17 protein-coding genes and 4 tRNA genes are annotated in these 13,438 nt (G+C 46.9%); 5 read left to right on the top strand and 16 right to left on the bottom strand.

The annotated features are described in order from the left end of the window. Positions 1 to 255 precede the first annotated feature (255 nt). Both FTT68_RS00740 and FTT68_RS00745 read left to right on the top strand, forming a co-directional pair. Positions 256 to 462 (top strand): PA3496 family putative envelope integrity protein, encoded by a 207-nt coding sequence (locus FTT68_RS00740; RefSeq protein ID WP_005176134.1) that lies wholly within the window; start codon positions 256 to 258, stop codon positions 460 to 462. A gap of 69 nt (positions 463 to 531) precedes the next feature. Further along, positions 532 to 1,056 (top strand): YecA family protein, encoded by a 525-nt coding sequence (locus FTT68_RS00745; RefSeq protein ID WP_005176137.1) that lies wholly within the window; start codon positions 532 to 534, stop codon positions 1,054 to 1,056. Between the two features lie 60 nt (positions 1,057 to 1,116). Here FTT68_RS00745 and FTT68_RS00750 read toward each other — a convergent pair whose 3' ends face one another. From FTT68_RS00750 to FTT68_RS00770, 5 genes are all read right to left on the bottom strand, one after another. Continuing rightward, positions 1,117 to 1,677, bottom strand: coding sequence for a glycine zipper domain-containing protein (locus FTT68_RS00750; protein ID WP_016659900.1), 561 nt, complete (start codon positions 1,675 to 1,677; stop codon positions 1,117 to 1,119). A gap of 293 nt (positions 1,678 to 1,970) precedes the next feature. Further along, positions 1,971 to 2,378 (bottom strand): ABZJ_00895 family protein, encoded by a 408-nt coding sequence (locus FTT68_RS00755; protein WP_075167535.1) that lies wholly within the window; start codon positions 2,376 to 2,378, stop codon positions 1,971 to 1,973. A gap of 39 nt (positions 2,379 to 2,417) precedes the next feature. Beyond that, entirely contained in the window at positions 2,418 to 3,032 is a 615-nt protein-coding gene (locus FTT68_RS00760; RefSeq protein ID WP_160243472.1) for a DedA family protein, read from the bottom strand. Positions 3,033 to 3,106: 74 nt separating this feature from the next. Further along, a complete protein-coding gene (locus FTT68_RS00765) occupies positions 3,107 to 3,409 on the bottom strand; it encodes a hypothetical protein (protein WP_005176151.1) in 303 nt (100 codons plus the stop codon). A gap of 209 nt (positions 3,410 to 3,618) precedes the next feature. Further along, on the bottom strand, positions 3,619 to 4,551 hold the full coding sequence (locus FTT68_RS00770) for a rhodanese-related sulfurtransferase (RefSeq protein ID WP_005176153.1): 933 nt from the start codon (positions 4,549 to 4,551) through the stop codon (positions 3,619 to 3,621). 199 nt (positions 4,552 to 4,750) lie between these two features. Here FTT68_RS00770 and FTT68_RS00775 point away from each other — a divergent pair, with 199 nt between their 5' ends. Both FTT68_RS00775 and FTT68_RS00780 read left to right on the top strand, forming a co-directional pair. Then, positions 4,751 to 5,242: a DUF1289 domain-containing protein gene (locus FTT68_RS00775; RefSeq protein WP_075174416.1), complete on the top strand. Its 492-nt coding sequence runs from the start codon at positions 4,751 to 4,753 to the stop codon at positions 5,240 to 5,242. 49 nt (positions 5,243 to 5,291) lie between these two features. After that, the gene (locus FTT68_RS00780; protein ID WP_180056934.1) at positions 5,292 to 5,909 is read left to right on the top strand and encodes a LysE family translocator; all 618 of its coding nucleotides are present in this window, start codon (positions 5,292 to 5,294) and stop codon (positions 5,907 to 5,909) included. Positions 5,910 to 5,983: 74 nt separating this feature from the next. Here FTT68_RS00780 and panD read toward each other — a convergent pair whose 3' ends face one another. From panD to FTT68_RS00835, 11 genes are all read right to left on the bottom strand, one after another. After that, complete coding sequence (panD, locus tag FTT68_RS00785; RefSeq protein WP_005176160.1) at positions 5,984 to 6,364, bottom strand: aspartate 1-decarboxylase; 381 nt, start codon at positions 6,362 to 6,364, stop codon at positions 5,984 to 5,986. Between the two features lie 134 nt (positions 6,365 to 6,498). Beyond that, positions 6,499 to 7,083 carry an aminoacyl-tRNA hydrolase gene (gene pth, locus FTT68_RS00790; RefSeq protein ID WP_087662153.1) on the bottom strand — a complete coding sequence of 195 codons (585 nt, stop codon included), beginning with the start codon at positions 7,081 to 7,083 and terminating at the stop codon, positions 6,499 to 6,501. A 19-nt stretch (positions 7,084 to 7,102) separates the two neighbouring features. Next, the gene (gene rplY, locus FTT68_RS00795; RefSeq protein ID WP_005176167.1) at positions 7,103 to 7,399 is read right to left on the bottom strand and encodes a 50S ribosomal protein L25; all 297 of its coding nucleotides are present in this window, start codon (positions 7,397 to 7,399) and stop codon (positions 7,103 to 7,105) included. Between the two features lie 99 nt (positions 7,400 to 7,498). Beyond that, on the bottom strand, positions 7,499 to 8,452 hold the full coding sequence (locus tag FTT68_RS00800; protein WP_005176171.1) for a ribose-phosphate pyrophosphokinase: 954 nt from the start codon (positions 8,450 to 8,452) through the stop codon (positions 7,499 to 7,501). Between the two features lie 36 nt (positions 8,453 to 8,488). Continuing rightward, positions 8,489 to 8,563: transfer RNA gene (locus tag FTT68_RS00805), tRNA-Gln, on the bottom strand. A gap of 91 nt (positions 8,564 to 8,654) precedes the next feature. Next, positions 8,655 to 8,729 (bottom strand) — tRNA-Gln (locus FTT68_RS00810). A 19-nt stretch (positions 8,730 to 8,748) separates the two neighbouring features. Then, positions 8,749 to 8,823 (bottom strand) — tRNA-Gln (locus tag FTT68_RS00815). Positions 8,824 to 8,849: 26 nt separating this feature from the next. Next, positions 8,850 to 8,924: transfer RNA gene (locus FTT68_RS00820), tRNA-Gln, on the bottom strand. Further along, complete coding sequence (gene ispE / locus FTT68_RS00825) at positions 8,923 to 9,753, bottom strand: 4-(cytidine 5'-diphospho)-2-C-methyl-D-erythritol kinase (protein WP_180056917.1); 831 nt, start codon at positions 9,751 to 9,753, stop codon at positions 8,923 to 8,925. The genes FTT68_RS00820 and ispE overlap by 2 nt, the downstream gene beginning before the upstream one ends. Before the next feature lie 12 nt (positions 9,754 to 9,765). Then, positions 9,766 to 10,344, bottom strand: a complete 579-nt coding sequence (gene lolB, locus FTT68_RS00830) for a lipoprotein insertase outer membrane protein LolB (RefSeq protein WP_016659907.1) — start codon at positions 10,342 to 10,344, stop codon at positions 9,766 to 9,768. Positions 10,345 to 10,349: 5 nt separating this feature from the next. Continuing rightward, positions 10,350 to 12,062 carry a tetratricopeptide repeat protein gene (locus tag FTT68_RS00835; protein ID WP_180056916.1) on the bottom strand — a complete coding sequence of 571 codons (1,713 nt, stop codon included), beginning with the start codon at positions 12,060 to 12,062 and terminating at the stop codon, positions 10,350 to 10,352. Between the two features lie 78 nt (positions 12,063 to 12,140). Between FTT68_RS00835 and hemA the strand changes: the two genes are divergently transcribed. Continuing rightward, positions 12,141 to 13,424 (top strand): glutamyl-tRNA reductase, encoded by a 1,284-nt coding sequence (hemA, locus tag FTT68_RS00840; protein WP_016659909.1) that lies wholly within the window; start codon positions 12,141 to 12,143, stop codon positions 13,422 to 13,424. Positions 13,425 to 13,438: the final 14 nt, after the last annotated feature.

Here is a 13,438-nt window from a genome sequence, read left to right on the forward strand (position 1 = left end):
AACTGAATAGGAATATGGGGCATCTTGCCCGGTTTTCAAGTCTGGCATCCGTTTTGTCCGCGAAATATTCTTGTCATATGCTTTAAACTATACTTATTCAGATAAGGTCTTCATAAATACACAAATTTTAGCGCGAAATACAAGCCAAAAATAGTCGGGAAAAACAAAAAATATAAATAAAACTTGACAACTTTTTCAAAGGCAGATAAATAGCGGCTAAACCCATTCACATTTTTTCATTCTGAGGTAGTTTTAGTGTCTTCAACAGATTTTGAACTAGATGATAACTACGGTGATGATGATGTCAGCTTCGATGAAGCGGCAGGTAAAATCAGTGCGAAAGAATCGTTAGAAAAACGTCGCCTGATTGATGATCTGCTGGCACAGCGTCGACTGGAGCGTGATCTCAAGGATTTTGATTATGACTTCGACGAAGATGATTTTGACGACGAAGATGACTGAAATTTGGGTTCAGTAAAGTCTTCGGAAAATGCTATGCTATACCTTGTATAGACGATTTTTGGATTTAAGATGAGTGCTTTAGATTTAGACCTGTTGAGTGAATATCTAGATGGTGACCAGAACGAATACGGTCTAGATTTTGCTGCCACTCATGGTTTTTTGTGTGCCATTGCAGTCGGCCCGCAATTTGACCAATGGCTGGATGAACTGTTTGAAGGCAACCAGAAAAAAGTGCCGGCAGAAATCGTAGCGCAGGTGAAAACCTGGCTCGAATCCATTCGTCAAAACCTGGCCAATGAAGAAGGCATTGAATTTCCATTCGAAATTGAAGAAGCAGATGTAGAATCAAGCTTGGGCGACTGGAGTGTGGGCTTTGTGGATGCCATGTTCCTGAATGAAGAAGCCTGGTTCACGCCAGAATTTGAAGAACAGCTGGTAGATCTGACTTTACCAATCATGGTGTTTAGCGGCATTGATGAAGAAGACCCGCAAATGGAAAGCTTCCGTCGTAATGGTCAGTTAATGGATGAGCTGGCGGAAGAAATTCCGGACAACCTTAATGAACTGTATTTGATGTATCACACTCCAAACTGATGCAAACCGAATAAATAAAAAAACACCTCCTCGGAGGTGTTTTTTTATAGCCGGATTACATTAGCGGGTCATACGGTTCCAGGCATCACGCACCGCATGTTTGGCATCTTCCCAGGCCAAACGGGTATCGCCCTTGGTGGACTCCCATTCGCTGCGTAAATCGGGTTCTACATCTTCAAAGCGTGTACCCGGTTCATAGCGTGAACGCTGGGCATAACCGACCCGATAGGCGGCCTGATAATCGCGCTCATAGCTTAAGTCCGGATGTGTGTTTTGCAGGCTGGTGTAGTAAGGCTGGCTCTGGCTGTGTTCACGCCAGTAAATATCTTCATCACCTTCGGTCGGGTTTTCGGCTTCCGCAGCGGTTTTACCAACCAGACCACCCACCACGGCACCAATGGTACCTCCGACCACTGCGCCAATCGGGCCGGTGGTGGCTCCGACTGCGGCACCTGTGGCTGCACCGCCGACCGCACCGACACCGGTGCCCACCGGATGGGTGCCGGTTTCACCGGTTTTCGGGTTGGCATTCAGCTGTTGCTGCTGCTGTTTTGGCAGCTGTTTGACCTGTTCGCGTTTTTGTTCCTGCTGGCGCTGGGTTTCTATTTCTGGATTCGTCATGTCTGTATCCTCTTGGGGCTGATGATGATCTAAGTAAAATGAATCAAAAAATTAAGATCAATCGGATCGCTTGAGTTTTAACTTAGATCAGACAGCACCCGGCGCGGGCAGGAGAATTGCACCTTTCACGTTAAGATAAATAACTTATGTCGGTTTCTGGTGACGAAAAGCAGGGCTTACTTACATACGGTTAAATTTTCTATGCAGATGCGCTGTCCGGAAGTCACCCATCTGCACGAAAGAATTTACTTCAGGATAATTTGATTTAACAGTGTCTGAAAATCGACTAACTATTACTGTTTGGCGCAATAAGCGGCATACCAGACGTAGGCGGCATAAAATACCGCACCATGGATGGCGACCATACATAGCATCAACACTGCCATGAGGGCCAGTCCCATTTTCTCAGCCGATTGAATAATCTGCTCTGCATAGGGGTTCATCAGCACCATAAAAAAGATAAACAGGCTGCCAATGATGATGGCCACGGCACTGCTGCCCCAAATCAGCTGAATTCTTTCATCTGAGGTCGGCAGGCGTTTTTCACGTTTTACAAAATGTTTGGCATTGATCAGCGCGACCACCACCAGTGTTGGAAAAAGGGTTAATACCCCAAGATTTAAACCATAAACTAGAACCATGGTCAGCAGGACCAGCGCAATGCTGTAGACCGCAGCCAAATGCAGCAAATAGTGTTTCATTGAATCCCCAAGTTTGGCCTGTAGCTCGGCCAATGCACATCACGAAGCGCGTTTACGCATATACCTACGGTATAGAATCCAGCCGATAATCGCAATCACAATTGCAATAATGACATAGCCGACCTGGCTAAAAATTTTCTGCATCAGCGCCTGATTTTCGCCAAAATAAAACCCGACCGCAGCCAGAAAAGTGGTCCAGATGATGGTGCCGAGGCTGCTGTAGAACATGAATTTCCAGAAGGGCATCCGGCTCATGCCGGCGGGAATACTAATTAAAGAGCGTACCGCCGGAATCATGCGTCCGGCAAAGACAATGCGATGTCCATACTGCTCGAACCAGTCCAGTGATTTTTTGACATCGGCCGATTTTAGGAACAGGTATTTGCCGTAGCGGTCGACAAAGCGGAAAATTGCATCATGTTCGAATTTATAGCCGATCCAGTACAGCAAGGCCGCTGCCAGTAGCGAACCGAAACAGCCGGCAATCACGACACCAACAAACAGTAATTCACCTTGTGAGGCCGAATAACCAGCAGAAGGCATAATAATTTCGGAAGGAATAGGGGGGAATACGTTGTCCAGAAACATAAGCAGGGCAATACCGAAGTAGCCCAGCTGTTCCATAATGGAAATAATCCATTCGGTCAGGTTCATAAAGTCAAGAAGGCCTAAAAATTAGACCTTCATGCTAAAGAGGATTGGTTTTTCAGTAAAGAGCTGAAACGTAACTAAAAATCTTCCTCAGCGGTATGCGACAGGGTGTGCACATAGACTTTTCGAAGCCCATACGCCACCAGCAGCGGCAAGACAGCGACAATCAGGTAACCACTCCAGATATTGGAAAGGTGATAGGCAATAAACATTGCCAGAATCGCGCCGAGCACGGTGCCAAACCCCACAATAAACAAGTGTGAACGCTGTTCAAGCTGCTGTTTCAGGTGGTGCAATTGCAGATCTTGCTGCTGATGCGCTCGTTGCAGTAAGGCAGTACGGAATTGGTGTTTATAGCGTGTTGTTATCGTTCTTTGCATAAGTCAATCCTTGTCCATGGGTGAGAATCTGTACGTCAAAATAAAACTGCATTGTTTTTGTTGTGATTTGGAGTTTAGCCTAAGCATGACTGGCTTCTGTTAGTACCAGAGGGTGCTTTGGTATTGAATTGATTCTGGTATGTGAACAGACGTAAAAAAAGCCCTATAAATAGGGCTTTTTGTAAAATTATTTGTACTGGTTTACATTATTACAGACGTTTGCGTTTTGCCGCTGCAATCTGAGATTGACGCATACGGAAGCCGGCTTTCTGTTTTTCTGTGGTTTTATCAATACAGTATTTACAAGATACGCCGTGTTCATAGCTTGGTTCTGCCACTTCTTCTGGCAGTAAAGGCCAACCACAGGCATGACACTTGGTATTTTGACCTTCTTCCACACCATGCGTAACCGCAGTACGACCATCAAATACGAAACATTCACCTTCCCACAGGCTTTCTTCTGCCGGGGTTTCTTCGAGGTATTTCAAAATACCGCCTTTCAGATGATAAACTTCCTGGAAGCCTTCTTGTAGCAATAACGAAGTGGATTTTTCACAGCGAATCCCACCGGTACAGAACATGGCAATTTTCTTGTCTTTGTGCTGTTCCAGTTCTTTTTTCACATAGTCTGGAAATTCACGGAAGGTTTCAGTTTGTGGATCAATCGCGCCTTTAAAAGTCCCGGCCTTGTATTCATAGTCATTGCGGGTATCAATTAAAATTACGTCATCACGTGCAATCAGTTCGTTCCATTCTTTCGGGTCCAGATAATGGCCGACCAGATCACGTGGTTTGACCTCTACACCCAAAGTCACAATTTCTTTTTTCAGCTTGATTTTCATTTTACGGAAAGGCTTGTCGGCGCTGTGCGACTCTTTATATTCCATCGCGCTAAAGCCTTCGTTTAAAAGAAACTGATGTACCTGATCAATGGCTTCGCGGTCGCCCGCCACCGTACCATTAATCCCTTCACCCGCCACAATGAGAGTACCACACAGGTTGATGCTGTTTACCAAGTCTAAAAGACGTTGTTGTAGATCTGCAGGATCTTGAACTTCTTTGAATTGATAAAGTGCGGCAACAACCCAACCAGAGGTCGCTTGCTGTTCTACAGGTGCAAGCTGTTCTACAGTAGCGTTCATGGAGTACTCCAATGTGATATAAAAAATTTGAGGGGCATATTTTAGCGTGAAAGTGCCCAGATAGCGAGAAATCCAGAACAGAAATATGGTTTTAAATCTGCGATAGAGTCGGCTATGATGCCTATCCTCGCCTATGATTTTACCAAAAGTAATACGGCCGCATTCAGGCCGGCATTACTGCGCTTTTCTGGAGTATATTTTGAGTACGGATCGTCGAATCGCCTCATTGACCCCGTGTGCAGGCCGCTGCTCTACGGTATTTGGTGATTCAGTGTGTCGTGGTTGTCGTCGTTTTAATCATGAAGTGATACGCTGGAATGGCTATACCCCCGAACAGCAAACGGCTGTCTGGCAGCGTCTGGATGCCCAGCTGGACCAGATTCTGGTACCAATGTTGCCATTTGCCCGCTTGCCGCAGGTAGAGCATTTTGTCCTGTCAAAGCGGGTGCGTTTACGTCCCGATGCCAGCGCAGGCCGCAAGTTATATCATGCGCTCAAATTATGTGAAAAAAACAAGCATCTGGCCGATGACAGTGGTCTTGGTATTCAGGCCGCGCAGGTTAAACCACTGTGGCAGGAATTTGAGCGTCGGGTACTGGCACTGGCGACTGCGAGTTATGACCTGGCATTTTTACGTGCCGATGGCATTAGCCAGCATTTATTAAAAGTCAGTCTGGAAGAGGATGACTAGTTTTTCATCCTAAGGTTTAAGCAAGAGTAGCGCAGGAGTACCACAGATGATCAATATGGCTGAATATCTGTTGTACTGTCTGGCGGTGGTGATCATGATTGCCACCCCAGGCCCGGTGATGATGCTGGTGATTGGTGCCGGACTCAAAGGTGGTTACCGGCGGGCGTTTCAGACCATTGTCGGGACTAATTTAGCTTCTTTGCTGTTAATTGCCTGCTCGGTGCTGATTTTAAAAGGCATCTTCAATATTCAGGCCTTCTGGCTGGATTTAATTAAGCTGCTAGGCTGTGTCTATATTGCCTATTTGGGGGTGGACATTCTCAAGGAAAGCCGGGCAGCGGCCGGACCGAAACAGGAGACGGCCAGCGCTGTAGGCGGATTTCGGCAGGGTTTTCTGGTCGGGATTTCCAATCCGAAAGATATTCTGTTTTTTAGTGCCTTTTTCCCGCAATTTATTCAGGTCACCGATCATTTTAATGATAGTCTAATCTTGCTGACCGCCAGCTGGATTGTACTGGATTTTCTGACTTTGTCTTTGTTGTATTTGGGTTTTTACCGTTTAACGCTGTCACGCGGTTATCGGCCGGTACTGGCGCTGTGTGGTGCTCTTTTAATTCTGATTGCGCTGTATGGACTAATCAGCACAGCAGGGCAGTATCTGTTTTAAGTAACCCATGACTTATATTTCTGCCATAAAAAAGCCCGCAATGTGCGGGCTTTTTCGTAGGATGATCTTAGGTCTTAAGCGACTTGTACCGGAATACAGTTGGCGGTGTGACTCACGGTGTTGTCCGGGTTGGCATATACCAGGCGTGGTTTATGCGCATTGGCTTCTACTTCAGTGAAATCACCGAAAGTCGCAATAATGATGATATCGCCGACATCTGCCTGATGTGCTGCGCCACCATTGACTGAAATGATGCCTGAATTGTCTTCACCACGAATCGCATAAGTGGTAAAGCGTTTGCCATTGGTTACGTTCCAGACGTGAATTTCTTCGTATTCGCGAATGCCAGCTAAATCCATAAGTTTGCCATCAATTGCACATGAACCTTCATAATGAAGTTCCGCATGTGTCACGAAAGCACGGTGAATTTTGCATTTTAATAAACGAGATAGCATGGCTAGCGTCTCCTTAGTGGACCTAAGATCTTTATCTTATGGTTGAATCAATCACTGCGACCGAATCAGCCGACGAGCGCATTTTGCGCCCAATTTTGCCAGATGGCAAGCAGGATTGTTCAACAATTATTAGGTTATTCGTTGGGTTTATAGGCATTGATCTGGTTCATGGCTTGCTGAATCTCGCCATTGACCAGTAATTTCATGCGAGACAGCGCGTGACTGAGGGCATCGTCCATCAAGCCTTGTTCCTGGCTTGGGGCTTTGCTGAGCACATGACCGGAAACACGTTCTTTAGACCCCGGATGACCAATACCAATGCGTAAACGGTGGAAATTTGGACCGGTGTGTGGAACGATGTCACGTAAACCATTATGACCACCATGACCGCCGCCAGTTTTCAGGCGAATAATCCCCGGATTCATATCCAGTTCATCATGGGCAATCAGCATGGCTTCAGGTGCGATTTGATAGAATTTGGCGAAGGGCACAACACTTTGACCGGAACGGTTCATAAAGGTTGTTGGTAATAGCAGACGAACGTCCTGACCTTCAATATTACCGCGACCGCTGATGCCTTTGAATTTCGGATCAGCTTTTAAAGAGATGCCATATTGATCTGCAAGGCGTTCAACAAACCAGAAGCCTGCATTATGGCGGGTTTGGGCATACTCAGTACCTGGGTTGCCCAAACCAACAATCAGTGAAATATTTGACACTAATTTACACCATTAACACTTATGCGCGTTTGAAGTCAGCGTGCATTGGTGTGTTTTTAGCAGGGTGACGTTGTAACGCTTGGATTTTCACGTTTTCAACTTTGTCGCCTACTTTGATTTCTACAACTTCTTCAAAGAAAGCATTGCTTTCTAAAGCTTTTACAAGCTCACGAAGTTCTAAAGTTACTGCTACTGGCTCAGCGTCGCCACCATAAATGATAGCTGGAACTTGAGCAGCGTGACGAAGGCGGCGGCTCGCACCTTTCCCTTGGTTAGCTGCTTCACGCGCTTGAGCGTTTAATACGAAGTTTGCCATGATAGACATCCTATTTCAGGTTAAATAAACCAGACCTGCGACCGATCTGGTGATAGAAAGCCCTGCATAAAGCAGGGCTTTTGAAAATTTAGCGCACTATTATAGATAAGAATCGAACATTGCGCTAATAGATTCTTCGTTGTTAATACGACGAATTGTTTCAGCAACCATGCTTGCGACTGAAACCTGACGAATCTTGCCAAGGTTTTGAGCTTCTTCTGATAATGGAATGGTGTCAGTAACAACCAGTTCATCAATCACAGAATTCTTTAAGTTCTCAATCGCTTTACCAGACAGCACCGGGTGAGTAGCATAAGCAACCACTTTACGCGCACCAAAAGTTTTGAGTGCATCTGCTGCTTTACACAGGGTACCTGCGGTATCGACCATGTCATCCACGATGACGCAGTCACGATCTTTCACATCACCAATCAAATGCATCACTTGTGATTCATTGGCTTTTTGACGACGTTTATCAATGATCGCAAGGTCGATATCCCCCATTTGCTTGGCAACAGCACGGGCACGTACGACACCACCCACGTCAGGTGAAACCACCATCAGGTTGTCGTGTGACTGCTGGCGTAAGTCAGCAAGCAGCGCTGGCGTACCGTAAATGTTGTCTACAGGAATATCGAAGAAACCTTGAATCTGGTCAGCGTGCAGGTCAATCATCACCACGCGGTCAATACCGACAGTGGTCAACATATCTGCAACCACTTTTGCAGTAATTGGCACACGGCTTGAACGAGGACGACGATCTTGACGGGCATAACCGAAATAAGGAATCACGGCAGTGATACGGCCAGCACTTGCACGACGCAATGCATCTGCCATCACCAGGATTTCCATCAGGTTATCATTGGTTGGGGCACAAGTAGGCTGAACGATGAAAACGTCTTTACCACGTACATTCTCGGTAATTTCTACAGCAATTTCACCGTCAGAAAACTGACCGACTGAGGCAGCACCTAAAGGAATGTGAAGATGGCTTACGACTTTTTGGGCGAATTGTGGATGCGCAGTTCCACTAAAAACGACAAGATTGGGCATGAAGCACCCTTGGCGGTTGGAATGTATGGAAATAGATGGCAGGGGTAGCTGGATTCGAACCAACGAATGGCGGGATCAAAACCCGCTGCCTTACCACTTGGCGATACCCCTAATGCGGCAGAACTTTAATATTTTTGCTGGTCGATGTCAAGGTAAATTAACAGCAGAACAGCAAACCAATGCTCTGTCTTTTTCGAGAAAATGGCAGGGGTAGCTGGATTCGAACCAACGAATGGCGGGATCAAAACCCGCTGCCTTACCACTTGGCGATACCCCTAAATTTGATGACTGTAAGATGGCAGGGGTAGCTGGATTCGAACCAACGGATGGCGGGATCAAAACCCGCTGCCTTACCACTTGGCGATACCCCTAATACAGTACATCTACAGGTGAAAAATGGCAGGGGTAGCTGGATTCGAACCAACGGATGGCGGGATCAAAACCCGCTGCCTTACCACTTGGCGATACCCCTATTCAACTTTGAAATGAATTAATGGTGATTCGGCTAAACTGTGGACCAGGTAAGCTTTACATGGTGCCTGAGCCAGAATCTCATCAATCTTCATTTCTGAAGTCACTTCAATAAAAACACAGGCACCTGTACCTGTAAGCTTGGCAACTCCGAACTGATCCAGATATTGCATGGCTTCATCGACTTCAGGATATAAGGCTCTGGCCAGTGGCTCAAAGTTGTTTCCGAAATCAGATGGCTTCAACTGATAGGCGCAAAATTTAGATGGCTTCGTATCTCTTGTCAACGTTTTTTGTGAAAAAAGCAGTTGAGTGCTGATAAAACAGTCAGGTTTTAGCACTATGTACTGTTTTTGTTCTAAGTCTATGAATGTTAAGTGTTCACCAATACCTTCTGCCCAGGCATTGCGGCCATGGACAAAAATCGGCACATCGGCGCCCAGTTGCACCCCTAAATCGGCCAGCTGCTCAGAATTGAGTTCACATTGCCACAGTTGGTTCAGCACAATGAGGGTGGTGGCGGCATTGGATGAGCCACCACCAAGTCCGGCACCCATAGGAATCTGTTTGTCCAGCCGGATTTTTAAACCGGTCGGCGCTTGGGCAAAAGGTTTTAAGATCTGCGCCGCCCGATAAATCAGGTTCTGTTCCAGATCGACTGAATTTAAACCGTCGATCTGAATCTCGGCTGTATCCAATGGCTCAAATTCAAGCCAGTCGTAGAGATCGATCAGCTGGAAAATGCTTTGCAGTTCATGATAGCCATTTTCACGGCGGCCAGTAATATGCAAAAACAGGTTCAGTTTGGCAGGTGAGGGAACACGAATCATGACAGCACAAAATTAACGGTTTTGGATCACCATTGTAATACGGTTCTCCTGACCGGATTCAAATGTTTGCTTTAAAATTAAACGGTTTGGCAAACGCGCCTGTTCGTTATAGCTTAAATCAACGGTCCAGCCATCTTCTAGAAACTGGGTTGGACGACGCTGGCTATCGTAAGCGACTTTGGCCTGTGTGGTGGCCGGACGTGCCTGCACCCAGTCAATGATATGACTGATTGGCGCTTGCCAGCCGGTGGCCCGCTGCAGCAGTTCTTCGGCTGTTGCTGCCTGAATGGTGCCGGTTTTGGCGCTATTCAGTGTGACTTGTCCCGGCTGGCCGGAAATCTGTGTTTTACCGACGCCTAAAATGCCGCTTAGCTCAATATCAAACTGTTCCTGCTGTTGCAGCCAGTTAAAAAAGGCGCTGCCTGATTGCTGTGGTGTGCGTACCCCGATTTTTCCTTGCAGATGAAACTGATTTTCTGCCTCAACCATTGGGCTTGCGGGTGTTTGCGGTTGGGTGAACTGCTGACAACCACCCAGCACCAGGGTGCTGACCGTGACAAGACTAAGACTGAGTTTGGAAATAAGTTGCATGCGTATTAACTCTGAGGGCTGTGTTGCGGTAACAATAACGAATGAAGCTGTTCTAATTGCGGATCATTTGGATATTTTTGTTGGAGTTGTTGTAAAACTTGACGAAATTTTGTCAAATTGCCCTGCATATACAGCGCCTTGGCATAACGGACCCCAATTTTGACTGTTGCACTTAAGGCAAAAGCCTTTTCCAGCACCTGGGCAGAGGTGTCAAAATCATTTTGCAGATAGCTGATCAGGCCTAAAGTATCCAGAATTGAGGCCTGTTCCGGGGCGAATTCCAGTGCCTGTTCCACATACTGGCGTGCTTCATCCAGCCGGCGGTTTTGCAGCGCCAGGGTATAGGCATAGGCATTTAAATAAGTCGGACTGTTCGGCTCGACCTGTAACAGCTTTTTCAGCAAGCGGTCCAGTTTGTCTTTGTCCTGATAAGGGTCTAGCAGCAACACTTCTGAATACAGCAGTTCCGGATCATCGGGTAAATTGCGGATGGCTTCATCCAGCAGTCTTAAGGCGGCAGTCTTGTTGTTCATGCGCTTTAGAATTTCCGCCTGAGCCTGATATAAAAAACTGGCATGCTGCGGATAATTGACCCGTTCCTGGGTTAAAAAGCGTAAGGCTTCATGCTGGCGGCTTTGCTGGCTATAAATATTGATCATGCTGCGCCGCGAAACGGTATACAGGCTGCCATCGACCAGACGGTAATAGGCTTTGGCGGTTTCAAAATGCTGTTTACGCTCGGCATTGACCGCCAGATAGTAATAGGCTTCATTTTGATACTGGTTGGAATAGCGCAACTCGACCAGATATTTCTCGGCCTTTTCATACTGCTTCAAGTCAATACTGGTCAGACCAGCCAGAAACAGGGCTTCATCTTCCTTTGGCCATTTTTCCAGCATCGCTTCCAGTTTGGTCAGGGCCAATTCCGGCTGATTGGTTTTTAACAGATATTTGGCTTCAGCCAGACGTACTTCTAGATTGTTTTTATGTTTGCGGCTGGATTTGGCATACCATTCCTGGGCAGCTTTTGAGTCTTGCAGCGCACTTAGCAGGCTGGCTTTGAGCAGGATATAACCGGTCACTTTCGGACGTTTGCGTAGCACCCGGTTGACCGTTTCCAGCGCTTCTTCTAACTGGCCATTCTGGGCTTTTAAACCGGCAATCAGAATCAGAATTGAGGGATTATCTTTTTCTTTGCTGGTGCGTAGTGCCTGAATCAGAAACTCACGATCTTCTGGCGACTCCGGGGCAATACCGGCCAGAATCTGTTCTAAATCGGCAGTGGCATCAATGGCCAGAATCTTGTCCAGGGTTTCAGCGGCCAGGTCATATTCATGCGCTTTCAGGGCAATATGCGCCAGATAAAACAGGGCTGGAACATCTTCCGGTTCCTGAATCACCCAGTGGGTGGCAATGTCCAAAGCTGCATTTAAGTCATTGTGTTCCAGTGCAATATTCAGTGCGCGCTGTTTAATACTGGTTGAATTACTTTTAATTGCCAGTACAGTATAGTTATGTAAGGCGGTGGCCACGTCATTTGAGGCGAGGGCAAATTCCGCCACCATGCTTTGTTTTATGGCATTCAGATTTGTAGGTGCATGGAAAAAATCTCCAGATGCTCTAATATGAGCACTAGAAGCCATGCTACCCACGAGTAAGATTGTGGTAGAATATTGCTTAATTGTCGCGCCGCTAAGCCGGCTGGTTGTTTGACGCAATTTTTCTTGATCCAAGTAATGCTTTTTATGACACCGTTATTGCACAATAGCATAAATTTAGCGAAATGATGATCTGATATGTCTTTCTTTGCATTGGGTGTCAACCATCAAACCGCCTCTGTAGAATTGCGTGAGCAAATTGCTTTTAACCCTGAAAAGTTAACTCAATTACTTGCCGAACAAAGCCAGAGCCACCTGTTAAATGACATGGTGGTGGTTTCTACATGTAACCGAACTGAAGTGTACGCCATGTCTGACCATGCAGACACGGTGCTGGGCTGGCTCGCCCAGGTAAATGGTCTGGATGTCAAACAACTACAAAATCACGTTTATCGCTATGAAAATGCGCAGGCTGTCACCCACTTAATGCGCGTTGCCAGCGGCCTCGATTCCCTAATGCTCGGTGAACCGCAAATTCTGGGGCAGGTCAAATCGGCCTTATCTTTGGCCAAAGATGCCCACACGGTTTCGCAAGATTTAAACCATATTTTTGAATACGCCTTTTATGCGGCCAAACGGGTGCGTTCTGAAACAGCAGTCGGCAGTCATGCGGTGTCCATGGGCTATGCAGTAGCACAGTTGGCGCTACAGGTGTTTAGCCATCCGGACAAGCTGACCGTGCTGGTGGTGGCGGCAGGTGAAATGAACAGCCTGGTGGCCAAACATCTGGCGGAAATGGGCGTGGCCAAGGTCATGATCTGTAACCGTACCCGCGCCCGTGCTGAAAATCTGGCCCAGGAAATTGCCCATCGGGTAGAAGTTGAAATTATTGAATTTGAACAGCTGGCAGAACATTTGCATCGCGCCGATGTGATCTCCAGCTGTACCGGCAGCCTGCATCAGGTGATTGGCTATAAAGAAGTCAAAGCCGCGCTGAAAAAGCGTCGTTACCAGCAGATGTTGCTGGTCGATCTGGCTGTTCCGCGTGATATCGACCCGAAAGTCGAATCACTAGATGGTGTGTATTTATACGGTGTCGATGACCTGCAAAGCGTGATTGATGAGAATCTGGCACAGCGTCGTCAGGCCGCGGTAGAAGCCGAGGTGATGGTGAATCAGTTGGCGACCGAACTGGTAACCCAGCAAAAGGTCAAAAGTGCCGGCAGTACCATTCAGGCTTATCGTGAGCAGGGTGAAACGTTACGTCAGGAAGAACTGCAACTGGCGATGGCGCGAATTGCCAAAGGTGAAAATGCGGCACAGGTGTTACAGGAATTTTCTTACCGTTTGACCCAGAAATTGCTGCATCCCACCTCGATTGTGCTGCGTCAGGCGGCCAAAGCCGAAGATCCGGAATACTTTGAAATGCTGCAAAGCGAACTGCAGCAGGTCAGTGCCAAACGGCGTAAATCTAAACGCTAAGCCATTGTGATGGT

This window comes from Acinetobacter sp. Q85-2 (genome assembly GCF_013420555.1).
In the GTDB taxonomy this organism is placed as follows: Bacteria; Pseudomonadota; Gammaproteobacteria; order Pseudomonadales; family Moraxellaceae; genus Acinetobacter; species Acinetobacter indicus.